The 24,131-nt window shown below is 47.4% G+C and carries 23 protein-coding genes; 13 read left to right on the forward strand and 10 right to left on the reverse strand.

Annotated features, from left to right (window positions below):
- Nucleotides 1-50 precede the first annotated feature (50 nt).
- From FSB84_RS03385 to FSB84_RS03400, 4 genes are all read right to left on the reverse strand, one after another.
- The gene (locus FSB84_RS03385) at nucleotides 51-1,811 is read right to left on the reverse strand and encodes a vWA domain-containing protein (protein WP_130542902.1); all 1,761 of its coding nucleotides are present in this window, start codon (nucleotides 1,809-1,811) and stop codon (nucleotides 51-53) included.
- 66 nt (nucleotides 1,812-1,877) lie between these two features.
- On the reverse strand, nucleotides 1,878-2,414 hold the full coding sequence (gene hpt, locus FSB84_RS03390) for a hypoxanthine phosphoribosyltransferase (protein WP_130542901.1): 537 nt from the start codon (nucleotides 2,412-2,414) through the stop codon (nucleotides 1,878-1,880).
- A gap of 8 nt (nucleotides 2,415-2,422) precedes the next feature.
- The gene (locus FSB84_RS03395; RefSeq protein ID WP_130542900.1) at nucleotides 2,423-3,637 is read right to left on the reverse strand and encodes a glucosaminidase domain-containing protein; all 1,215 of its coding nucleotides are present in this window, start codon (nucleotides 3,635-3,637) and stop codon (nucleotides 2,423-2,425) included.
- 6 nt (nucleotides 3,638-3,643) lie between these two features.
- A complete protein-coding gene (locus FSB84_RS03400) occupies nucleotides 3,644-4,282 on the reverse strand; it encodes an O-methyltransferase (protein WP_130542899.1) in 639 nt (212 codons plus the stop codon).
- 52 nt (nucleotides 4,283-4,334) lie between these two features.
- Here FSB84_RS03400 and FSB84_RS03405 point away from each other — a divergent pair, with 52 nt between their 5' ends.
- The 4 genes from FSB84_RS03405 to FSB84_RS03420 all read left to right on the forward strand — a co-directional run bounded on the left by FSB84_RS03405 (nucleotide 4,335) and on the right by FSB84_RS03420 (nucleotide 7,074).
- The gene (locus tag FSB84_RS03405) at nucleotides 4,335-5,327 is read left to right on the forward strand and encodes a cation diffusion facilitator family transporter (RefSeq protein WP_130542898.1); all 993 of its coding nucleotides are present in this window, start codon (nucleotides 4,335-4,337) and stop codon (nucleotides 5,325-5,327) included.
- A gap of 138 nt (nucleotides 5,328-5,465) precedes the next feature.
- Nucleotides 5,466-6,479: a type IV toxin-antitoxin system AbiEi family antitoxin gene (locus FSB84_RS03410; protein WP_130542897.1), complete on the forward strand. Its 1,014-nt coding sequence runs from the start codon at nucleotides 5,466-5,468 to the stop codon at nucleotides 6,477-6,479.
- Between the two features lie 23 nt (nucleotides 6,480-6,502).
- Entirely contained in the window at nucleotides 6,503-6,754 is a 252-nt protein-coding gene (locus FSB84_RS03415; protein WP_130542896.1) for a hypothetical protein, read from the forward strand.
- 47 nt (nucleotides 6,755-6,801) lie between these two features.
- On the forward strand, nucleotides 6,802-7,074 hold the full coding sequence (locus tag FSB84_RS03420) for a hypothetical protein (RefSeq protein ID WP_130542895.1): 273 nt from the start codon (nucleotides 6,802-6,804) through the stop codon (nucleotides 7,072-7,074).
- Between the two features lie 265 nt (nucleotides 7,075-7,339).
- On the opposite strand, the gene trmD is transcribed toward FSB84_RS03420, so the two are convergent.
- The 4 genes from trmD to FSB84_RS03440 are packed head-to-tail and all read right to left on the reverse strand — an operon-like array spanning nucleotide 7,340 to nucleotide 12,348.
- Entirely contained in the window at nucleotides 7,340-8,020 is a 681-nt protein-coding gene (gene trmD / locus FSB84_RS03425; RefSeq protein ID WP_127131932.1) for a tRNA (guanosine(37)-N1)-methyltransferase TrmD, read from the reverse strand.
- Between the two features lie 26 nt (nucleotides 8,021-8,046).
- Complete coding sequence (locus tag FSB84_RS03430) at nucleotides 8,047-8,451, reverse strand: RNA-binding S4 domain-containing protein (protein ID WP_130542894.1); 405 nt, start codon at nucleotides 8,449-8,451, stop codon at nucleotides 8,047-8,049.
- Between the two features lie 16 nt (nucleotides 8,452-8,467).
- Entirely contained in the window at nucleotides 8,468-9,832 is a 1,365-nt protein-coding gene (locus tag FSB84_RS03435; RefSeq protein WP_130542893.1) for a dipeptidase, read from the reverse strand.
- A 59-nt stretch (nucleotides 9,833-9,891) separates the two neighbouring features.
- Nucleotides 9,892-12,348, reverse strand: coding sequence for a TIM-barrel domain-containing protein (locus FSB84_RS03440; protein WP_130542892.1), 2,457 nt, complete (start codon nucleotides 12,346-12,348; stop codon nucleotides 9,892-9,894).
- A 127-nt stretch (nucleotides 12,349-12,475) separates the two neighbouring features.
- Between FSB84_RS03440 and ade the strand changes: the two genes are divergently transcribed.
- The 8 genes from ade (at nucleotide 12,476) to FSB84_RS03480 (ending at nucleotide 20,320) form a co-directional block, all read left to right on the forward strand.
- A complete protein-coding gene (ade, locus tag FSB84_RS03445) occupies nucleotides 12,476-14,158 on the forward strand; it encodes an adenine deaminase (RefSeq protein WP_130542891.1) in 1,683 nt (560 codons plus the stop codon).
- Between the two features lie 182 nt (nucleotides 14,159-14,340).
- Entirely contained in the window at nucleotides 14,341-14,973 is a 633-nt protein-coding gene (locus FSB84_RS03450; RefSeq protein ID WP_130542890.1) for a Crp/Fnr family transcriptional regulator, read from the forward strand.
- A gap of 109 nt (nucleotides 14,974-15,082) precedes the next feature.
- Nucleotides 15,083-15,853, forward strand: coding sequence for a LiaF transmembrane domain-containing protein (locus FSB84_RS03455; protein WP_130542889.1), 771 nt, complete (start codon nucleotides 15,083-15,085; stop codon nucleotides 15,851-15,853).
- Between the two features lie 29 nt (nucleotides 15,854-15,882).
- Complete coding sequence (locus FSB84_RS03460; protein ID WP_130542888.1) at nucleotides 15,883-16,245, forward strand: DUF4288 domain-containing protein; 363 nt, start codon at nucleotides 15,883-15,885, stop codon at nucleotides 16,243-16,245.
- Nucleotides 16,246-16,254: 9 nt separating this feature from the next.
- Entirely contained in the window at nucleotides 16,255-17,292 is a 1,038-nt protein-coding gene (locus tag FSB84_RS03465; protein WP_130542887.1) for a sensor histidine kinase, read from the forward strand.
- Nucleotides 17,289-18,053, forward strand: coding sequence for a LytR/AlgR family response regulator transcription factor (locus FSB84_RS03470; RefSeq protein WP_130542886.1), 765 nt, complete (start codon nucleotides 17,289-17,291; stop codon nucleotides 18,051-18,053). Before FSB84_RS03465 ends, FSB84_RS03470 begins: the two co-directional genes overlap by 4 nt.
- A gap of 311 nt (nucleotides 18,054-18,364) precedes the next feature.
- A complete protein-coding gene (locus FSB84_RS03475; RefSeq protein ID WP_158643766.1) occupies nucleotides 18,365-18,952 on the forward strand; it encodes an RNA polymerase sigma factor in 588 nt (195 codons plus the stop codon).
- A 135-nt stretch (nucleotides 18,953-19,087) separates the two neighbouring features.
- Nucleotides 19,088-20,320 carry a FecR family protein gene (locus FSB84_RS03480; RefSeq protein ID WP_130542884.1) on the forward strand — a complete coding sequence of 411 codons (1,233 nt, stop codon included), beginning with the start codon at nucleotides 19,088-19,090 and terminating at the stop codon, nucleotides 20,318-20,320.
- A 7-nt stretch (nucleotides 20,321-20,327) separates the two neighbouring features.
- Here the strand turns inward: FSB84_RS03480 and FSB84_RS03485 are convergent, their stop codons facing one another.
- Nucleotides 20,328-21,272, reverse strand: a complete 945-nt coding sequence (locus tag FSB84_RS03485) for a helix-turn-helix transcriptional regulator (protein WP_165434929.1) — start codon at nucleotides 21,270-21,272, stop codon at nucleotides 20,328-20,330.
- 390 nt (nucleotides 21,273-21,662) lie between these two features.
- Between FSB84_RS03485 and FSB84_RS03490 the strand changes: the two genes are divergently transcribed.
- The gene (locus FSB84_RS03490) at nucleotides 21,663-22,340 is read left to right on the forward strand and encodes a GNAT family N-acetyltransferase (RefSeq protein WP_130542882.1); all 678 of its coding nucleotides are present in this window, start codon (nucleotides 21,663-21,665) and stop codon (nucleotides 22,338-22,340) included.
- Between the two features lie 33 nt (nucleotides 22,341-22,373).
- Here FSB84_RS03490 and FSB84_RS03495 read toward each other — a convergent pair whose 3' ends face one another.
- A complete protein-coding gene (locus FSB84_RS03495; protein ID WP_130542881.1) occupies nucleotides 22,374-24,065 on the reverse strand; it encodes a M28 family peptidase in 1,692 nt (563 codons plus the stop codon).
- Between the last annotated feature and the right edge of the window lie 66 nt (nucleotides 24,066-24,131).

Raw genomic sequence — 24,131 nt, forward strand, 5'->3', positions numbered from 1 at the left:
CAATATCGAAATATGGAGAAGCGGTTATACATACAGTATAGCCGCTTTTTTTATTCCTTATTTTTCCGCTTCCTCATCTTCCCATAGATCTTCTTCGCTTTCTGCACCATCGAAATAAATTCCTCCTGCATATAATCTCCCTTGCGGTGCGCTTCATCCGCCATGATGATCACATCGTTCCAGCCAAACTGATGAGAAAATTTCGATTGTTTCAGCAAAGAAGCAAACATCACTACCGAGGTAGCGAACTGATAACATTTGGGCAGTTCAGTGAACCCGGAATAGTTGGCCTCTACCTGGTATTCGGTTATTCGTCGCAGTGATTCATTGGGCTTCCTGAAATTGATACTGAGGTTTGCCACCGGTTCATCCGTTGGATAGGCATCAGACCCCGCGGGCCTTACCGGTTCGATCTCGAACAATACCAGTAGCGAATGGCCCGGCCCTACTTCTCCCCCTTCCACTTCATTGAGGGAGTCCGCCAATGCCTTTGCCTTGTTATCGAAACCGATCAGCCTGTATTCGCGTACCACCGATGAATTGAAACGGATATTGAGATAGGCATCATCGGCCACCGTGAACAATGTTTGTGTAAGCTCATGCACCAATACCTTCTCTGCTTCATGTTCGTTATCGAGGTAAGCGAAATTGCCATTGCCTTTCTTGGCCAGCACTTCCAGCTTGGAGTCTTTATAATTGCCCATGCCCACACCCAGACAGGTCAGATAGATACCGGATTCCTGGTGCTGGGTGATCAGTTTCTCCAACTCATCCTCACTGCTTTGCCCTACGTTGAAATCCCCGTCAGTAGCCAGTATCACGCGGTTGTTACCTCCTTTGATGAACTGGCTTTTCGCCAGTCTGTACGCAGTTCTGATTCCGGATTCGCCGGGTGTTGAACCTCCGGGATACAGTTCCTCTATCGATTTCCTGATCTTCGCCTTGTCTGCGCCACTGGTGGGCGTCAGCCACACACCTACCGTACTTCCATAAACGACAATCGACACTGTATCTGTATTGCGTAGATTATCTACCAGCAATTTGAAGGAAGACTTCAACAATGGCAAACGATTGGGCATATCCATCGAGCCGGATACATCCACCAGGAAAACGAGATTGGAAGGAGGGATCTCCGAGCTGTCTATTTTTCGCGAAGCGATATTCAGATACAACAATTGATGCTGCGCATTCCACGGACAATCGGAGATGTATGACCGAAAACCGAAGATACTGTCCCTGGCCAGCGGCGATGCATCGAAATTGAAATAATTCAGCAGTTCCTCCGTTCGCACAGCATCGGGAGGAACCGTGGTCTGCATATTGAGAAAGCGACGGATATTGCTGTAGGCAGCGCGGTCAGCGTGAATAGCAAAACCCGTTTCCGGATATTTTCTTGCCTGCACAAATTCATTCTCCACCAGGGTACTGTAGGTTTCCCCGCTGAACAGGTGTTTCTTTCTTTCTTCAGGTTGCATATTCCGCGTCAGGCTCACCAGCTTGTTGCGCTGCAGGTGTGCTGCGGAATACAGCATTTTGAGGGAAATGATATGATAACGGCCTGCTTCAACTTTGATGGCCAGATCCTGGTAACCATCCAGTGAAATGAACAATGAATCCGTTTCTTTGGAACTGACGATACCGAAGGCGCCTTTCACACCGGAGTAATAGAGCAGGTTGCTGGATTGCAATTTCAATTTCGCATTGGACAAAACATTGCCTTTCTCGTCTCTGATCTCACCGCGCAGGTAGTATTGTGCGGAAGCAGTGGCAAACATCAGGGTAAACAGCAGTATTGCACAAGCAATTCTCAACAGGTAATTTTGGGTTGAAAAATACCATATACTTTGGTTTCCTGCAAGTGTACGGAAGGCGGAATCTTATTCTGCGAGCTTGTAAATCTCCGGGATATTTCTTCCCAGTCCATCATAATCAAGGCCGTAGCCCACTACAAACTTGTTGGGAATAGCAAATCCGATGTAATCGATGGGGATTGGAAAAACAGTGGCCTCAGGCTTGTGAAGCAAAGCTACGATCTTTAAGGAAGATGGCTGCTGGTGATGTAACTGGGGAAGGAATTCGCTCAGGGTTTTGCCGGTATCCACAATATCTTCGATCACCACCACATCCCTTTCGAATATATCTGTATCGAGACCAATTGCGGTGAGCACCTGGCCTGTAGAACGTGTACCCTTATACGAAGCCAGCTTGATGAAGCAAACTTCCACATCAACCGAAAGCTCCTTGAACAGGTCTGCGGCAAAAATGAATGAGCCATTGAGGATCGCAATGAATACCGGTCGTTTGCCTGCATAATCCCTGTTCAGGTCTGCCGCAATTTCACGGATACGATTTTTGATCACATCAGCAGTCAGGTATGGTTCAAATGACTTATCATGTACACGGATGATGCTCATAGAATCAGTTATTGATAAATGACAAGCGATTGGCCGATCTTCAGATCAACACCCTGGAGTCTGTTCCACTCCTGGATCTTTTCAACGGTTACATTGTATTTCTTAGCTATGCTGTACAGTGTTTCTTTGGTTTGCACCACATGTGTGAACATATTGGTCATGGCGGGCCTGCTGTCTACCGTAGTTCTCACCACTGCAGCAAGCGCTGGTTCTGTTGCCAGCCTTGGCCTTGCAGGAGCAGAGGAGCGCAGGTAGATACGTTCGCCGATGCCGGGCACATCATCTTGTTTCAGGTGATTGTATTTGAGCATGGCCTCGAAGCGGATGCCTTCTGTTTGACAAATATCGTAGAGGGTTTCACCTTCCTGCACCACATGCACTTCGCCAACTCCGGTCTTTCTTTTGCGTTGCAGATAAAGCAGCTGATCTTCAGTGATCACATCTTCCTTTTCCATATCGTTGAAGTCGAGCAGGCGGCGGAGGGAGATATCATATTGTCTGGCAACGGCCAGTAAGGAAGTACCGCTCTTTGCATAGATAACGCGGGTATCGTTGATCTTGAATTCTCCTTCAGGATAGAAAAGTTCAACGGGAGCAAGTGCTATGGCTGGCCTGGTTTCCACCATAACGGCAGGCACCATTTCCACAGCCACAGGTTCACCGATCTCAGGCTTGTTGCTGGCCAGGATCACATCAGGTCTTTTCAATCTGCCCAATGCGATCAGCGAATAGTCCTGCAGGTTATAGTCTTCGATCAGTTTGATGAGGAGTTGTGAATATTTGATATTGGTGGCATAGCCGGCTTGTTTGAGTCCGTATGCCCAGCCTTTGTAATCTGTGGGATCGAGTTGGAAAAGGAAAGCGTAGCGGGAGCTGTTCTTGAGAAAATTGGAATGATCCAGGTAGGAATCATTGGCGCTGGAATAGGATCGGAAGCATTCCCCACGGGCATCATCATCATGATATACTTTCTTACCCTGCCAGGTGTTCTTACACTTGATGCCGAAATGGTTGTTGGACTTCATCACCAGCACACTTTTCCCGGCCATGGTCTCATGAATGCCCTGCGCCAGTTTGATGGAAGCGGGTACACCGGTCCTCACCATTTCCTGGATGGCCATCTCCTTGTAGGTGTCGATATAATTCAGGATGTCAGCGCTCTTCTGAGCCTTTACACAAAGTGTTGCCAGTAACGGCAATACAATCAATAAGCGTTTCAGCATTCCTTTTTATTTTTTACGGATCATGAGTAAACCATCTCTAATGGTGAGCAATACCTGCTCCACTCTTTCATCCTGCAGAACCATCTCGTTGAAGCTCTGCATGGCTTTGCCATTCTTTGTTGTTACCGGCTCTTCCAGAACCTGTCCATGGAAAAGGACATTATCGGCCAGTATCACGCCACCAGGTCTTACAGAAGGCAAAACCAGGTTGAAATATTCCATGTAGGAAACCTTATCTGCATCGATGAACACAAGGTCCCAGGTTTCCTGCAGGGTGGGTATGATCTGTAACGCATTCCCAACGTGCAAAATTATCTTTTCACGGTCAATTGACCTATTGAAATTTGCCTGGGATACAGCTCCATCGGCCTCTCTGAGCTCAATTGTGTGCAATAAGCCGTCTTTTAACAAGCCTTTTGCAAGGCAGAGGGCGCTGTAACCGGTAAAAGTGCCGATCTCCAGGATGCGGCGCGGTTGCAACATTTGGCTTATCATGCTCAGGAATTGCCCCTGCACATGACCACTCAACATATGCGGTTGTGCATGCGAAGCATAAGTTTCCGCATTGATGCCACGCAACAGTTCATCTTCAGGAGAAGTATATTTTGCTGCGTATTCTTCTACAATGGCTGGTATCAGTTCCACAGTTGCTGTTTCTACAAAGATAATCTTTGTACTTTTACGCAAATCGCTTGCTTTGGATACCGGCCTCGAAAATCTCCGCACCCAACGGTGGGTTGTAACCGTTGCTGTGATATTATTCCTGTTGAAAATCGTTGCGTACTTCCTTACGCACTCTGTTGCCATTCTCACGGATGCACTCGAGAGTACCGTGAATGTGATAGCAGGCTTTATCGGGCTTTATAGTTTGTATGTAGCTGCCAAACCAAGGGATGAGGACCATCCTTACGGTCATGGTAAAGCGGAGTTTTTGTCTGCCGCCGTGGAAGGCACACTGATCCTGATCGCTGGACTGATCATCATTTACGAATCAGTTGTGAGTTTCATTCATCCCCGCGAACTGGCAAAACTCGACAGTGGAATCATACTCGTTGCCATCACCGCCCTCATCAATTTTGTAGTGGGCAGCATCAGTATCAAAAAAGGAAAAAGGAACAATTCACTCGCGCTTGTTGCCAGTGGCAAACATTTGCAATCAGATACCTGGTCAACACTTGCCATCATTATCGGACTGATCCTGATCAGGTTCACGGGATTGGTCTGGCTGGATAGCGTAATGGCAATTCTGATGGCATTGTTCATTATGTTTACCGGTTATGGTATTCTTCGCAAATCACTTGCAGGAATAATGGACGAAGCCGATAAGGAATTACTGCAAAAAATGGTGGAAGTACTCAATGCCAACCGCCGCACCAATTGGATAGACCTGCACAATCTTCGAGTGATCAAGTACGGTGGACAGCTACATATCGATTGCCATCTTACTGTTCCCTGGTATTTCAATGTAAATGAAGCGCACCAGGAAGTGGATGAGCTTACAAACCTGATCCGGCGCGAGTTTGGGGATAGTATCGAGATGGCCGTGCATGTTGATGGATGCATGGATTTCAGTTGCAGTATCTGTCAGCGATTTGAATGCACGGTGAGGCAACACGAGTTTGTTGCAAGAGTGCAATGGGATCTGAAGAATTTGCTGAGCGACAGGAAGCATTCGCTGGAAGTCCTTTAGTTTCAACATAATCTGCCAATTTACATATGCCTGGTCATATGGGAATATCCAGGAAAGTCATAGAAATAGGCTTTCGGTTTCGAAATTGTTCGGTATTTTTACTTGTTCGTATTTTACGAACAATTCAATTTATCGAACATGAAATCAGAAATCATACCAGGTGTTTTACAGGAATTTACAAGTCGGGTAAGAATTGGAACAACCTGGAAAAAGGGGTCTGCAAACATAAAAAGCATAAAGCTGGACGGTCATATCCGCTTCCAGGCTGGAGGATATACTATAGAAATCCCTGCTGTAGTGAAAACTATTGTGACAGCAGCAAACCTCCCCATGTTGCAGACGCTGAAACAAAAAAGTGGAAAACTGATCGTGATCGCCGTAAATATTGCCCCCACTGTACAACAGCAATTAAGGGAGCTCGGGATTTTCTTTATGGATAGTGCAGGTAATGCTTTTATACAACAGGAAAGTTTTTTTGTACATATAGAAGGCAGAAGAGCAGAACAAAAAGAGGTGGCTGATGCACGCGCATTTAGCAAAGGGGGCATCAAAGTAATATTCCAGCTCTTACAGGAAGAGGGGCTGATCAATGGCACCATACGGAACATAGCCAATAAGGCATCTGTCAGTCTGGATACTGTCCACAAAACATTGAATGCACTACGGTCGATGGAGTATATACTGGCGCTAAATAAAACCGAATGGACCTGGAATAACAAACAGGAACTACTCGCTCAATGGATGACAGAATATGATCGTCGACTAAAGCCCGGACTATTCATTAATCGTTTTGATTTTATGAGTGATGCTGACTACGACCGGTGGAAGCAAATTAAATTGACAAAAGCTCATACCTGCTGGGGAGCAGAGCCAGCGGCAGAGTTGCTAACAGGTAATTTGAAACCGGGAGAATGGACATTATACACAACCGAAACGGTAATGGAATTGGTAAGAAACTATCGTATCGTACCTAAAAAAGCAGGAGCAATTGTAGTTTACAAGCAATTCTGGCCGACACAGGAAAAAGATCCAATATTTGCTCCACCATTGCTGGTCTATACCGATCTTGTTAATACAGGCAAACGCCGAAATATAGAAACTGCGCAACGAATTTTCAATGAATACCTCCAGGATAAATTTCAAACAACTTAGGCAGGAAAACCTAAAGAGCACATTTGCTGTTTGAAAAAGCCTTTTCAAAACTGGACATTGGGTTCTACCTGATCGGTGCATTGGCAAGAGATACCTGGTTTGTGGACAAAGGCATTCGGGCACTGGGAACAAAAGATATAGACCTTGCTGTACTGGTAAGCGATCAATTAAAATATGAAGCTCTTAAGAAGTATCTGGTACAAGAGGAAAATTTTTCTTTGACAGCAAATGAATATACGCTGCGTGATCCGCAGGGGTATGCAGTGATGATATAGTCGATGTTGCAATAATCATCAATCACTACTTTGAACTGGAAGAAAACTTGATCTATGATCAGCATGTGGATCTTTTCACAAAAGATATTTATGATCTAAAAATACTTTCTGCCAGAGCTCTGGGAAGAGAGATGCAGCTGATTCTACAAAAAAGTGAGTTGTTGCGTTTGCGCGTGATTGGAATTTTGAAAGAAAGGAACGAGGAGATACAAAGAAAATTTTTCGGAATACTGATAGATGAGGGCATTCCAGGTTTGCCAGACTATTATAGTGCAATCATACAGGCAATTTTGACCGGCACAGAAGAATACAGACAATAGAAAGTTGAAATGGTTCACTGAAAACATTGGCGATTGAACTTAGTTTCTTTCTGAGCCTACCTCGTAATCTCCCCTGTATTTTTCCTATGTGGATAAACTTCCCTTTGGCACGGTACATGCTTTTATAAGAACACTTAAATCCGTTCTTATGAAGAAAACAATTCTGGTGAGTCTGTTGATGACCCTGACCATTTACCTGCTGATTTACATTTTAGCAGAGTACTGATCAACGAGAAGTGCATTTAAAAAAAATCACATCGATAACTTACTGATCACTGTGCAGGTCAGGCCTTCTGTCTTTAGTTCGTTGAACGGCCTGTTCATAACGCCAGTCGGCGATCTTCAGGGGGTCGCCGCTCATGAGGATGTCTGGAACCTTCCAGCCACGGAAATCCGATGGCCGGGTATAAACGGGGGGGGCCAGTAAGTTATCCTGGAAAGAATCCATCAGCGCAGAAGTTTCATCATTGAGTACACCGGGCAGTAATCTTCCTACTGCATCCACAATTACGGCTGCTGCCAGTTCACCTCCACTCAGCACATAATCGCCGATAGAGATCTCCTTCGTTACAAAATGTTGGCGGATCCGTTCATCGATACCCTTGTAATGTCCGCAGATGATAATGAGATTGCCTTTCAGTGAGAGTTGATTGGCGGTGGATTGATCAAAGCGCGGGCCATCGGGCGTTACATAGATGATCTCATCATAGGTCCTGTCTTTTTGCAGGGTCTCGATGGCATTGGCGAGTGGTTCGGGCATCATCACCATTCCTGCTCCTCCCCCATACTGGTAATCGTCTACCTGTCCGTATTCATTCACCGCCCATTGACGGAGGTGATGAACATGAACTTCCAGCAATCCCTTATCCCGGGCTCTTTTCATGATGGAATGGGAAAGCGGGCTCTCCAGTAATTCGGGTACAACAGAAATAATATCGATACGCATGGCGCAAAGATAAGGCAGATGCGGAATTATTCTTCTTCCGCTCCATCATCGTCCATGAATCCTTCGATATCCCTTCTTTGTTTTTTGGTGGGCCTTCCCTGTTTGCTGAGTCGTTTGCCGGTATGGAAGCTGGCGGCCTGGAATTGCAGGCGTTCCAGTTCTTCGGGCGGAGTGAGGTCTTCGTAGAATTTGATCGCCTCCGTGTGTGCCACACGGTTATGCAGCAGCCCGGTGACCTTTACGGTCCATCTCCGGGCTGCTGTTTTAACTTCATAGATCTCTCCGATGTTCACGGACTTGGAAGGCTTTACATTGTTCTCATTCCATTTCACTTTCCCTCCGTCGCAGGCTTCTGTAGCCAGCGTGCGCGTTTTGAACAAACGGATCGACCATAAATATTTATCGATACGTAATTTCTCTTTTTCAGCCATGTTCCAAAGTTACGGCTTATTGCTGCGCGTAGAACTGGTGGAAATAAGGGATCGTTTCGATACCCTTATAGAAATTGGCCAGATCGAATTTCTCATTGGGAGAATGCAGGTTATCGCTGTCCAGACCAAAGCCCATGAACACGATCTTCACACCCAGTTCCCTTTCCAATATTGTGCAGATGGGAATACTTCCGCCACCGCGAACAGGAATTGGTTTCTTTCCGAATGTGGTTTCATAAGCCTGGCTGGCCGCCTGGTAGCCTTTTGATCCGATCGGGGTCATATAAGGCTCGCCGCCATGCAGATTCTCTGCTTTCACCGTAACGCCTTCCGGAGCGATCTTTTTGAAATGCTCCAGCATCATCGCTGTGATCTTCTCTGAGCTCTGATTGGGAACGAGACGGGCAGAAATTTTTGCATATGCTTTTGATGGCAATACAGTTTTTGCTCCTTCCTGGATATAACCACCCCAGATACCATTCAGCTCAAGCGTTGGACGGATACCGGTGCGCTCATTGGTAGAGAAACCTTTTTCACCCCAGAGTGATTGAACACCGAGATCGGCCTTGTATTCATTTTCGTTGTAAGGTGCTTGTCCGAGCATCTTCCTTTCGTCGTCAGACACATTGATCACATCATCATAAAATCCGGGGATGGTGATATGATTGTTCTCATCATGGCAACTGGCGATCATCCTGGCCAGCATGGTGATGGGATTGGCAACAGCACCACCGTATACACCGGAGTGCAGGTCGCGGCTGGGGCCAGTCACTTCCACCTGGATATACGCGAGACCGCGCATACCGATATCCATGGAAGGTGTATCCAGGGAGATCATGGCGCTATCACTGATCAGGATCACATCGCATTTCAGCAGGTCCTTATGATCGGCAACAAATTTTTCGAGATTGGGAGATCCCACTTCTTCTTCTCCTTCGATGAGGAACTTGATATTGGTGGGTTGAGAATTGGTCTTGTTCATGATCTCCAGCGCCTTCACGTGCATGTACACCTGACCTTTATCGTCGGCGGAGCCGCGCGCATAGAGTTTTCCGTCTTTTACAACCGGCTCGAAAGGCCCGCTGGTCCAGAGGTTCAGCGGATCGGGAGGTTGTACGTCATAATGACCATACACCAGCACAGTGGGTTTGGAAGGATCGATGATCTTCTCACCGTACACAACCGGATGACCGGCTGTTTCCATCACTTCCGCCTTACCGGCGCCTGCTTCCAGGAGACGTTGTTTCACGGCTTCCGCGCATTTGCGCATGTCTTCTTTATTGGCACTGTTGGCGCTGATACTGGGGATGCGCAACAGATCTTTGAGCTCATCGAGGAAACGATCCTTGTTCTTTTCCTGGTAATCTTTCCATACTTGCATAATGGCAATTTTTTAAGTTTTAGCAGCCGTTCCGGGTGGCGAAGATAAAATCTTTTCAATTACAATTTGATCTCCACTGTTGCCGGCTTGCCATCGAAAACGATGGTGGTTGCAGAAAACTGTCCTTCCGCCAGCATCACAGGCTTTGCCGTCACTACTTTTGCGGGCTTACCATTCACCATCACCTCTTTGATAACAGCACCGGGTACCAGGATGGTGAAACTGCGCATTTGTTTGCGTTTGTAAGCCGCGGGGTTATTGGTTTTCAGTTCGATACTGATCATGCTACCACGGGTTGATCCGGTGAAAGTGATCAACTCATATTCTGCGCGCTCCAGTGTGCGGGGCTCCACGCCATCATCATCGTACCAGGTATAGGAAGATGATGTGGCTGAAGGATAATAGATCAGGCTGAGATTTTTGGAATCATAAGCTTCGGTGCTGCGGATCACGGAGTCTGTCTGCCATACAGGAATAAAGCTGCCGGCCTTTGCATAGAGGGGCAGATAATGGATCCCCGCATTTTGATCGAGCCATTGTTTTCCTTCCAACAATTGATTGTCTGAGAATCGATACCATTGTCCTTCGGGCAGGTATACTTTCCTGGATGTGGCAGCCTCCGTCATCACGGGCGCTACCATCAAATTATCGCCCCAGAAATATTGATCAGTGGCATTGAATGCTTCTGGATCATTGAAATTGTAATAGTATAATGGGCGCATCAATGGTTTTCCTTTGGCTGCCTGCTCATATGCGAGCGAGTAATTGTAAGGCAACAGTTCATAACGGAGACGGATATACTGTCTGGCAAGGAATTGTACGGCCCCATCCCAGAATACCGGTTCAGATGGGATGCTCTTTACAGTTTTATCATAATCTTCAAGCGCTGTTCCATGCGGACGGAATACAGGCGTGAATGCTGCGAACTGCAACCACCTGACGTAAAGCTCTGCATCAGCTTTTTCTGCCATGGCAAATCCGCCTGCATCGGAATGTACATAGGGAAGGCCACTAAGGCTCATGCCCATCATCACGGGCCATTGCGCTTTGAGGCCACTCCAGCTGCGGGCTACATCCCCTGTCCAGGGGAACACGCTGTAGCGCTGGCTGCCGGCAAATCCTGCGCGGTTGAGATGAAAGAGCCGTTGATCAGGATAATCATCGCGGTATTTTTCATACAACATGGCGCTCCACTGATGGCCATAGAGATTATGGATCTCATCAGCACTCACCGGCCTGTTGACGCCCTGGTCCTTCAGGTTATGCATGATGGTATTGGGATGCTTCTCCGGTTCGCCCAGATCACTCCACCAACCACTAACGCCATTGGCTACCTGCTTTTTATACAGCTTCCACATGAAGTCGCGTGCAGGTTTTCTGAAAATATCTATCAGTCCGCCCTCACCGAAATAGAGATCCTGGTAAGTGAATGGCTTTCCACTTGCATCCGTTGCCAGGAAAGGCGTGGCTTCGGCATAATTGCGGGTGCCTTTGAGGAAGAAAGGTTCTGTGATCAGAACGCTCTTTATGTTTTGCTGACGGAATTGCGTGAGCATGTTTTTGGGATTCGGCCATTTGTTGGTGTTCACCCAGTCGAAATTACCGAGCGTGCCCTTGATATCATCACCGAACCAGAAGAGATCGAAAATGAGACCATCGATGGGGAATTTGGCAGCCTGCATTTTTGCTACCACATCTTTCACCTGTACTTCACTGCGGTATCCGAATCGCGATACAAAATTGCCCAGGGCCCAGCGGGGAGGCAGTGGTTGTCTTCCGGTGAGAGAAGTATAATTGAACATGATCTCATCCAGGTTCCTGCCGAATACCACGTAGAAGTTGAGCTCGCCACTCATGAAACCTGCTTCCAGTGTGGATTTCTCCGTGAGGCCAATATCGAAATAACCTTTGGAGGGATTATCGAAGAAGAGCGCATAGCCATTGGAGGAGATCAGGATGGGCACAGAAAAATTGAGGTTATCCGCCCCCAATCCATAACCATAAGACGGGCTGTTGTACAGGTTGATCTTGTAGCCGCGACGGTCCATGGGAATGGCGCGCCCGCCACCGCCCAGCCATTTTTCACCATCACTGAGCATGAAACGGAAGCCGCGGTTATTGTCCTGCACAAAATAGGAGGCGTTCTTCACTTTTACCTCCCTGCCCTGCCGGAAATAGAGCTTGTCCCGCTGAATTACCACGCTGAGCCCGTTTTCGAACTCGATGGTTTGGGAATTGGCGACAGTTATTTTTGTTTGCGTGGGTTGCGGGCTACCGATCACTGCATTGCTCATCAGCTCATTGCGGTTGTAATCCGAAGGCCGGTAAGTGCTTTTGATCACCAGGTTGCCATACGGTGTAAACACCCATTGTCCGTCTTTTCCTTTAAAAACCACTTCGGTAGCCTTGCCATTGAAAGGATCTTTTCCTACATTGTTCACGATCACCTGCTGCGCTGAGGCTGCCACCATCAGCATCCAGAATCCAATCAATAACAGTATTTTTCGGTTAGTCATCTTCGTTATGAATTTGGCTTTGGGAATTAGTATTGCAACTTACTGATTCGGGATCAGATTATTAAATATTGAACGGGGAAGGGCATCCCCCCGAATGATTTTTAACTATATTAGCAAGATCATAGTTATGGCCAGCCAAACGATACAGGCAAATTTAGTAGACATCACAGGGGAAAGGATCTATCCTGCAGAGGTTTTCATCTCGGAAGGGAAGATCGCATTCATCCGTGAGATCAGCCCTGATCAGCTGGCTGCTTCCTGGCCCGGCGAAACGCCTCCCTTCTTACTTCCCGGCTTCATAGACAGTCATGTACATATTGAAAGTTCCATGCTGGTGCCCTCTGAATTTGCGCGGATCGCTGTATTGCATGGCACTGTGGCCACCGTTAGCGATCCCCATGAGATTGCCAATGTCTGTGGTATGAAGGGCGTTGAATACATGATCGAAAATGGCAATACGGTGCCTTTCAAATTCTATTTCGGAGCACCGAGCTGCGTGCCGGCCACCAGGTTTGAAACGGCAGGAGCCAGTCTGGATGCAAAAGAAGTAGAAGCATTACTACAAAAAGATGCGGTAAAATACCTGAGCGAGATGATGAACTTTCCGGGAGTATTGCACAAGGATCCCGAAGTGATGGAAAAGATCGAAGCAGCTCACCGTTTGGGTAAACCTGTTGACGGACATGCTCCCGGATTGCGCGGAGAAGCGCTGCAACAATACATCGGCGCCGGCATCAGTACAGACCATGAATGTTTCACCCGCGAAGAAGCCGAAGAGAAATTGTCGCTCGGCATGAAAGTCCTCATCCGCGAAGGAAGCGCTGCCAGGAATTTTGAAGCACTGATCGATCTCATGCACGATCATGCAGATAATATGATGTTCTGCAGTGACGACAAACATCCCGACAGTCTCGTGGAAGGCCATATAGATCAGCTTTGTGCACGCGCAGTGGCAAAGGGAATCGATGTATTCAAAGTACTGAAAGCTGCCTGCATTAATCCTGCATTGCATTATGGATTGAATACAGGTTTGCTGCGCGAAGGAGACCCGGCGGATTGCATTCTGGTGAAAGATCTGCAACAGTTCAAAGTGATCAGTACTTATATAGATGGACGACTGGTAGCAGATAAAGGCGTATCGCTGATAGCAAGACAACCGGTTCAACCTATCAATCACTTCCATGCAGAACCGAAAAGGATCTCATATTTCCAGATCCCTTACAATGGAGAAACTACCATTCCGGTGATCGAAGCGCTTGATGGACAACTGATCACCAACCGGCTGGATATGGCGCCAACCGTCAAAGACGGCATGATGGTTTCTGACCAGGACCGTGACCTCTTGAAAATAGTAGTGGTAAACAGGTATGATCATGGGAAGCCGGCCGCCCGGGCTTTCATTAAAAATTTCGGATTGAAGAACGGCGCAATCGGATCTTCGGTGGCGCACGACAGTCATAATATCGTTGCCGTGGGAACAGATGATGAAGCCATCTGCATGGCCGTGAATGCAGTGATCGCCACACAGGGTGGCATCAGTTGTATCGTCCGTTTCAAAGACAGCAGTTTTCATCACAATACCCTTGAAACACACCTTCTTCCGCTCGGAATTGCAGGCCTGATGAGCGCTGATGATGGCTTCAATGTAGCCACCAAATACACCGCAATGGACCATCTTGCCAAGAGTCTGGGCACTCCATTATCCGCTCCTTACATGACCTTAAGTTTTATGGCATTACTGGTGATCCCGCACTTGAAACTAAGTGATCTGGGTATTTTTGATGGCGACCAGTTTGCATTAATACAGTAAAGGAAATCACTTATTTATACAAATAACTTTCATTATAAGTGATTCTTTTTGCTATCTTTAGATACCCATTCGGGTTAACTAGTATCTCACTGTCCTCTGGAAGATTAGATGAACTACCGTAATCCCTGATCAGGAACCTATGTTTTTGTGAACCCCCAACCTAAACATTTATAGATCGTAGTATGCCTTTACACAATCAGCCAGCCGAACAGTGGATGTCCAGAACCACTATGCCTGAATCTCCCATTGTGACCGTCGCGAAAGTATTGAACCCAATCAGCGCGGATGCACAGGCGTATGTGAATCAGAAAAGCTTTGCCCACCGGTTACGTAAGAACGAAATGCTGTTCACACCCGGTGAAGTCTGCTCACACCTTTACTTTGTTCGAAAAGGAATTCTCCGTGGTTATGTGAAAGATGGTATCAAGGATATCACCACCTGGATCACCGGTGAAGGCGAATTCGTTTCGGCCATCGCCAGTTTTCAACTTCAACAGATCACAGCAGAGAATGTGCAGGCTATCGAAGATTGCGAGCTCACCGGACTTCACTATGATGATCTGCAATATCTCTACGAGAATTTTCCGGAGGCCAATATCGTTGGCAGGAAGATCTATGAGAAATATTATCGCGATGCAGAGGAGCGCGCCTTCATTGCGAGGCTCACAGAAGCCACTTCCAAATACAAACATTTCATTGCCACCAAGAGCCAGCTGCTGAATCGTGTTCCCCTTAAGTTCATCGCCTCCTACCTGGGCATGACGCTGGAAACACTGAGCCGCATCCGCAGCAAACTCTCCCAAAGCAAGCAATAAAGAAATTTCACCGACCATTTTCCGGCATTCACCGGAACTCAAACGCCAATAGCAGGCCAAGGCTTGCTGGTACGCATCCCTGACTGTAGATTTGTTGAAAATTAAGCAAATGGACAGCATTCAGCAGGATTCAGCCAGAAGTCAGGATCAGCAGCAACCACCAAAAAACAAAAAGAATTTGTGGGCAGGGCTGATCCTGTTGGCAGTGGGCGCCATCCTGCTACTCAATACCCTAGGTGTTGATTTCCCCTCCTGGATCATCTCCTGGCCGATGGGCCTTATCGTGATCGGCCTTGCCATTGGCGTATCCAATAAATTCAGAGACTTCTCCTGGCTGGTAGTTTCAGGAGTTGGTACATTCTTCCTCATCAGCAGATTATTCCCCGATATACAGGTTTATCGTTTCATACTTCCCGTAGCATTCATTGCCGTTGGACTGATTGTTCTGTATGGCGCAAAAGGAAGCTGGTTCTCCAGAAAAAGAAGGGATGAAGACAAACAATACGGCCTCGTTACAGACGATTCCGGCCCCCTCACGGAAGATCAGCGCCTGGAACTGATAGCAGTTTTCGGAGGCATCAAGAAAACTGTTTACAACAAGAATTTTCGTGGTGGCGAGATCGTTACCATCTTCGGCGGCGGCGAAGTGAACCTGCTGAATGCCGACTTCAACGGCACCATCATCCTCGAAGTTGTTCACCTGTTCGGCGGCGTAAAATTGCAGGTACCCGCCCACTGGGAAGTGAGCACTTCAGAAGCCGTGGCCGTATTTGGCGGCATAGACGACAAACGAAATTTTTCCGTTCCAACAGACCCGGCCAAAAAGCTGATCATCCGCGGCACCATCATTTTTGGTGGGCTCGACATAAGAAGCTATTAAACAAATTTATCTTCCTTTAAATCCATTTTATGAACTGGTACCTCGCAAAGATCGTTTACAGGATACACTGCGGAACTGACGGAGATCAACACGCGCAGTTTGATGAACAACTCAGGTTGATTGCAGCAGATAACGAAACCAGCGCATTTGAAAAGGCTACTGCCATCGGAACACAGGAAGAAGAGATCTTCCTCAACCAGAACGAAAAACTGGTAAGATGGGAATTCATCAACATAAGCGAACTCTACCAGCTATCAGCCCTCATAGACGGAGCCGAACTCTACTCACGAATCCAGGAAACAGACGATGCAGAACTTTTCACTGAACAGGTGCATCGCAAAGCTGCACATATACAGAACAATATCACACATAAGATCCTGCAACTATTCTAAATCTGAATAATGGCCGCATCAATTCTGGCATCAAGGCGGAACAAGCTGATAGTTCTGGGCAACTGGTTGCTCTGGACCACGCTGCACGCCTATGTGCTGAATGAATGGGGCCTCAGCTGGGACGTCAGTTCCATCGATGCAGCCATCAACAATTCCGTACTGCTGGTATGCTGCTTCCTCCTCATCGCCAACCTCCATTATTACCGGCCGAGAAAAGGACTGCTGCCTTACCTCCTGCTCATCTGCAGCGCATTGAGCGCCCTCACCATGTGCGGCGCTTATTATATTCTCAAATCCGCCATGGGCGATGATCCGCATTACATGGAGATACTGGAGCATTCCAAAGGAGTCCGCTTCAGCATTGCCCTGTTGATGACAGGAGGCGTGGCCCTGGTATCCGAACTCTGGTACACACTGGAAGAACAAAAGGACCAGGAAAAGAGAAGGGCCGATGCCGAAAAGATCGCCCGCGATGCCGAGCTCTACCAGTTGAGACAACAACTGCAACCACATTTCCTGTTCAACAGCCTCAATTCCATCAGCGCCCTTGTGAGCTTCAAGCCCGCCGAAGCCAGGAAGATGATCCAGCAATTATCGGATTTCCTTCGCGGTACACTCAGAAAAGAAGAACAACAATGGATCAGTCTCGCAGATGAACTGAAACACCTGCAACTGTATCTCGAAATAGAAAAAGTAAGGTTCGGCCATCGCCTGCAGACAATGATCACGCAGGAAGAAGGTACCCGCGAACTTCAGATCCCGCACATGCTTTTACAGCCTGTTGTGGAGAATGCCATCAAATTCGGATTATACGACACCACCGGTGATGTGGAGATCAGGATCGAAGCCGGCATTCAAAACAATATGCTCACGCTCACAGTGCAAAATCCTTTCGATCCGGCAACGGCGTCGCCACAGTCGGGAACCGGCTTCGGGCTTCATTCTGCCCGCAGAAGGCTTTATCTGCTATTCGGCCGGCAGGACCTGCTGAGCACCACATCGGCCGATAATGTTTTCACCACTACCATCAAAATTCCACAGCTATGATCAAAGCAATACTGATAGACGATGAGCCCCTGGCGAGAATGATCGTGAACGAATACCTTCAGGCATTCCCGGAGATCACAGTGGTGCAGGAATGCAATGATGGTTTCGAAGGCGTGAAAGCCATTCAGCAACACCAGCCTGAACTGGTATTCCTGGATGTGCAGATGCCCAAGATCAATGGCTTCGAAATGCTGGAACTGATAGACAATCCGCCTGCCATCATCTTTACCACCGCCTTCGATGAATATGCCCTCAAAGCTTTTGAGAATAACGCTGTGGACTACCTGCTGAAACCTTTCAGCCAGGAAAGATTCGATAAAGCCCTCCGCAAATGGCTGGAGCAGCAAAACCAGCAACAACCCGCCAATTCAAAAGAACAAACCGAAGCGCTTTTGCAGGAAGCCGCAATCGGTGCGCCACAAAACCAGCGCATCGTGGTGAAAACCGGCAGCAAGATCCGCATCATCCCCATCCATGAAGTACTGTACCTCGAAGCTGATGATGATTACGTAAAAGTGCATACGGCGGATGGCGTGTTCCTGAAGAACAAAACCATGACGCATTTTGAGCAGACACTGGATCCCCGCCAGTTCGTAAGGACACATCGTTCCTATATCGTTAATGTACAGATTATCACCAGACTGGATGCCTACGAGAAAGAAAGTTACCTGGCTGTTCTCAATACCGGCAGCGCCAATCCCGTGACCGTTCCCGTAAGTAAGACCGGTTACGCCAAACTCAAAACAGTATTGGGAATCTGAAAAAAATTTTATTCACCAAAAATGCCCCACTATTTCTCCTTTCGGTTTTTTCGATTATTTTCATCCCTATCATTTCCGCCGATCTGCTGACCCAACCAAAAATTCACCGTCCCTTTCATTAAATCCAATTTCTATTGTGCAGCCGTTGGTTCAGACCTTGACCTAACAGTGATGGACACCTGATTTTTTTGTGTTGATAAACTTGACAAACCTTAGCATATTCCTTATCCGAATTTTCAATGCGGCTGGTTATATCCTGCCGGGCAATGATTTACAGCATCCTAAAACTATCATTCCTAATGAAATCGGATATGGCGTTAATTGCTGCGCTGCACAGAAGGCAGCCTGAAGCGATAAGAGAACTGTTCAACCAGTTGTACAAACCCCTCATCTATTTTGCCGGAAAACTGGTGGACAACAAACATGAAGCAGAAGATATAGTTGGCACTTCTTTTTTCAAGCTCACAGGCCGTATAGAGCAGTTCCCTACCATTCGAGATGTGAAAGCTTTTCTCTACATCACCACACGCAATGAATGCCTCGATTATCTCAGAAGGATCGCCCGCAATGAGAGAACGCAGGACCAACTGCAATACCTGATGGACTATAATGATGCGCAGGCCGGTGACGAAATGCTGCGCGCCAGGATCCTCCAGGAAGTGTATAATGAAATTGAACAACTTCCTCCGCAATGCCGTAGGATTTTCAAACTGATCTATAGCAAAGGAATGACCACCAAACAAATTGCAGATGAGCTGGAGCTCTCACCTCAAACAATTCTGAACCAGAAAGCAAAAGCATTGAACCTGTTGAGAGGCATACTCGTTAAAAAGAATCTGATGCCGCACTCCACCTTTTTCCAATTGTTTTTGCTAATTTCGATTGAGTTTTTCCTTTGACATCTGAACTTTCCCAACCCGCGCCAGGCACAGCTTTTATGCAATCATTCCAGGGCTGATCCACGCATGTTGCCAATACAAAGTCATTTCCGGGCGCAGGCGCCTGACCGCCGTTTTTCCACAGAATAAATACCAATGACAAACGATCGAATTGAAGAACTGTTAACTAAATTCCTTGAAGGTGATATTTCCGCTGATGAAAAGGCGGAACTGGAACAATGGCTTGCCTCAGACGAACGTCATAATATCTTTCAGTTTGTACATAAGGAAGAATGGGTGAAGAAAGGTATTGCAGAGCTGGATAAAATTGACGTTGATTCCGGCTACGAAAAATTCATTAGTAAATATCAGTCGCAGGACCCGGATGCAGATGCAATTGAAATGCCTCCACCGGCCCGGAAACGCTGGCCAATGATCGCTGCCGCCGCAGCAGCCGTGTTTATTGTTTCACTCGGCAGCTGGTACTATTTCTTCAGAAGCACACCATCTCTGCAGGCAAAGGATGATCCTGCCGACCGTTATCTGAATGATATTGCCCCCGGTGGCAATGTAGCTACCCTTCAACTCGCAGATGGCCGCACCATCAGGCTTGACCAGTCTGCCAATGGACTGCTTGCCGATGAAGGCGAAGCCACCGTACAAAAGACTGCGGAAGACAAACTGGAATACAGTACTTCCAAAGCCGCCAATAAAGGCGCCGATCTTTTCAATACCATCAGCACTCCTTCAGGCGGCCAGTACCGTGTTGTATTGCCTGATGGGTCGAAGGTCTGGCTGAATGCAGCATCCTCCATCCGTTTTCCACTATCCTTCACCGGTAGTGAACGGAGAGTGATCATTTCGGGAGAAGCTTTCTTTGATGTGGTGCAGGTGAAAAAAGGACAAACCAAAATTCCGTTCATCGTGAATATCCAGCAATCTGCGGGTACTACCGGTGAGGTGCAGGTGCTGGGTACCCGCTTCAATGTAAATGCCTATAATGATGAAGCTACTGTAAGGACCACTTTATTACATGGCAGGGTGCGCATCATTCCTGCTTCACAACCCGGACAGGCAAGATTGATACAGCCCGGCCAGCAGGCGGATTACAACAACAAAGGAGATGTAGCCATCATCACACCGGACACCAGCAGTACCGTGGCCTGGCGGGAAGGGAAATTCATTTTCCAGAACGAGCCCATCCAGGGCATCATGCGGCAATTATCCAGGTGGTACGATGTGAAGGTCGTTTTCAAAGACAATATCGATGCCCGTTTTGTGGCCACCTTCCCGCGCAATATCCAGATGTCTGAAATGCTGAAGATCCTGGAAAAAACGAATATCGTCCGATTTGCCATCGAGGGCAAAACGGTTACAGTGATGCGCTGATCCGGTTTTATTTTCCCCTGAAATAACGTGGCGGAAATCCAAAATACTTTTTGAACACTACCGAGAAATTCGCCATGTTCTTGTAGCCGGTGAGCCGGGCGATCTGCTCAACGGGAATATGCGTTTCATGCAACAGCGCGCCTGCACGTTCCATCCGCGCTTCCAGCAGGTATTCGAAAATACCTGCACCATAGATCTTGAGGAATCCGCGCTTCAGCTTGTGGGCGGTAAGCCCGCGGCGTTTGGCGAGTTGCTCCACTGAATAGGATCTGTCCAGCTGCTTCAGCAGGAATGCTTTCATCTCGTAAATGGTTTCCACTTCCGCTTCACTGAGTTTAACGGCGGCAGGCGCTTTGTAGTTGATTGTTCTGTGCAAAGCCATCAGCAACAATTCATTCACTTTTGCATCCAGGTACAACTGGCGGAGCGGCCCTGTGTACGTATTGTTGAGGATGTCTTTAATGATGGCCATCATTGCAGGCGTGGCCACCAGCGGAGCGCTGCCTGCCAGTGCCGGACCATTGCTGCATGCACGGTCCAGCAAGGCAGCGGCCAGCGGGAAGTGAGCAGCCATGGGCTTCAGGAATGCCGGAGTGATGCAGAGCTCGAAACTGGAATAGAGACGGTCCTTATCGAACCTCAATCTCGTTTGCCCCTTTGCGTTATAGTACATGGCAAATGAGCTTTCATGCATCCACCAGTCCGGAAGTCCTTTGGCCTGATAGTGAAAACTGTTCCGGATCATGAAGGGAATCCTGATCACGGGATGATCATCAGTGATGGTAAGTGTGTCCTGAAGTGGTAACTGGAAAGTATTGTACCAGATGGAGTAATTGCTGCCGCTCAGTTCCTGGAGCAGGTATTGCCCGTTTGGGCCTGAAGCAACAAGGCATTTTGCATCGGGTAATTTGTACTCCCACAGCATGGTGGGCATACATGGGGACAGGGTCACCTGTCCGGTGATTTCGGATAGTAGGCTTAATGGCATGGTAATAATATCTGATTAGTAACAAGATCCTCTGCGCAGAGGCAGGTTACCAAATTTCGAACATTGCTTTGAGAACGCGTTATTTTATTGGGAGTTTTTTCCCATTACTGGCCGCAATCTGTAAGGGTTTTTGTGTATTTACGCTTAGATGCTTTGGGTTATTTTGTAATTTAAACTACCTTCAAATTAGATTCTTTACCGCTGATTTGTCAACTTTCAACAGCCAATTAACGTGGAAGAAGACGCGTTAAAAGGCAGATCTACTCCCTCTGAAAGTAATTTGCACCCATTGTAATCCTTAAACGCTAGAATTGGATCAGGCTCTGGTTGGGCATACCTTAAAAACCTATAGCAATGTCAACCAGCTTTAATTTCCCGTTTGCCACAGCGGCTACAACAGGTTATTTCGAAGCGCATCCTATGAGCAGCAGTCCCCTTGAAATTGGACGGACCATGCTGTGTAAACCTGTTTCCTATGCTGCTATTCAACAGCACCCGGTGTGCACCAAGTTCTTTCCATTGAATCAGTTCACCGTGAAAGTAAGGCTGTTATGCCTCGGAACTGATCTGCCGGTGATCTATAACTGGCTCCCATGGCGCTTTACAAGGTTCATGAAAAAAGATGCGCATATCCGCCATCTCAATGAAACCTACAATTGCATCGCCGATTCCAGCTCCGTACAATCCTTTTTCGTTCAGGTAAATGAAACTGCTGCTGCCCAGGTGGATATTCATCACGCTATCCAGGATGATATCAGCGCTTACTATGAGGCAAAACCCGGCGATTACCGCCTGCAGATGCTCATGGACCCTGAAAGAGAAAACAATCATGAATGGACATTGGGTATCCTTCAGACCTTCCAGGATTTCTTCTTCTCATTTACAGAAGTTGAAAGACTGTTGATCTCACTGGAAGAGGACAGCAACCTGAATTGTACACTGGAAAAAGCAGGATTTACCCTGGAGGCGCAAGTTATTACGCCCGACAAAAAAGTGAAATTGTATCGTTGCGGCAGAAAGCTTGTTGCCTAAGATCAATCTTATTTCAACAATACCGGCAGTGAATTATCGCAGCCGGTATTTTTTATTTCGAATCTCTTTCTTCGCTTGTTCAATAGCGTTATCTAACAAAGATGACGCTCCTTCAACCGGAATATCTTTCATCGTTTCCATCACATTCACATAATATTGTTGCCATACTTCCAGGATATGCGCTTCATCAGCTACAGCATTTCCTTTTTTGATATTTTCTTCCCCTAATGCCAGCTCCGTGTTCAAACGACTGACAGCACTGGATTTCAGGTCATTCACCAAAGCAATGGCGGTATTATTTTCTGCTGTGGTGAGCAACCATGAAGTGACCAGCGCACTCACGCCAACATGTTTCATGGTTTCACCGGAAACTTTGTCGAACCGGTCTGCATCGGTATGATAGAACACATCCGTGAAATGCCACATCAGCAATCCCGGGATCTTCGCATTCAGGAAGGGCGTATGATCACTGCCACCTTCAAATGGATTGGTGTTCACAACCCAGTTATTATCCGCCGCTTCATTCAGGCAGCGCGTCAGCAACAGGTCATTGAAATAATGGGGAATGATAGCAGATTCTGGCAAAGGGCTTCCGCCCCATTCGGAATGTTTATCATTTCCTCTCGTCCAGACCGCAGACGGATCGGGCATTTTTTCAATCAGGAAGCTTCCGCCTGTTTTCTCCGTATCCTCGCCCACCATATCGAGACTACATCCCCATTTGATGCCCCGGGCCCTGTCTGAATCCTCCAGAATATACCTGCGGGTGGAAATAATTTCATCGCCCCATAAAAAAGTGATACTGCGCTTTGGGTCCAGCTCACGGGACTGAACAACCGCAGCAGTTACTCTCGCCATTTCCGCGAGTGTGCCCACGCCCGTTGCATTGTCGTTGGCGCCGGGCTCCTGCACATGCGCACTGAACACGAACCGATCACCGGGCTTCTCTGAACCACGCACATCTGCAACAATAGTGAGCTCTTCCGAATCGTAGATCTTTGTTTCCACCATCACCTTCAACCTCACAGGGCCCTTTGCCAGCGCAGCTTTCAGGTGTTCGCGCGCGGCGTATGACAAACGAATGCCCCAACCCTGGCCGCCCTTATTGTAAGAGATGGAGCCAAACTGAATTGAGTGAGTATATTTCTCCGGTTGCGTGTAAGCTGGCATAGCATAACCGAGCGCACCCAGGGCGCCGGCCTTTATTGCTTTCGCATAAACACCTGACACATCTGTATTGCTCATAACGATCTTTCCTTTCAGGTCCTGTTTCCAGTCTTCTTCATTTTCTATCAGCACCAGGTCTGCAGTTACGCCACCTTCAGGTGTGGAAGCCGAATTGATGGAGATCATATTGCGGTTGGTCTTGAAACTCAGTACAGGGCTGGATTCTCCTTCAATTGACACTTCTGCATCCACCGGCTCCCATGCGGGCCGGTTCATGGCGCGACGTTCAATACGATAGGTAAGTCTCGCTCCTGCAGGCGCAGCAGTTTCATTTACATACCCTGCTTCCTTCAATTGCTTTTCCACCAGGTGGATGCTTTCATTGAAACCTGTATTACCTGCCAGCCTCCAACGGCTTTCCACAAACGCAACAGTATTGAGGGCATTGGTTTCCAGAAAATTTTTCCTTGCCAGTGAAGCATATTGCTTTTCTTTCAAAGATGGCTGAGCAATGGCTGATACAGTCAGTAACAGTAAAGGCAATAACAGTGATCGCATACTTGATTTTTTTCAGGATAATGCTATAATACAAAATATCCGCAAAGCTGTGGATCGCGATGCGGA

Source organism: Pseudobacter ginsenosidimutans, assembly GCF_007970185.1.
Taxonomy (GTDB): domain Bacteria; phylum Bacteroidota; class Bacteroidia; order Chitinophagales; family Chitinophagaceae; genus Pseudobacter; species Pseudobacter ginsenosidimutans.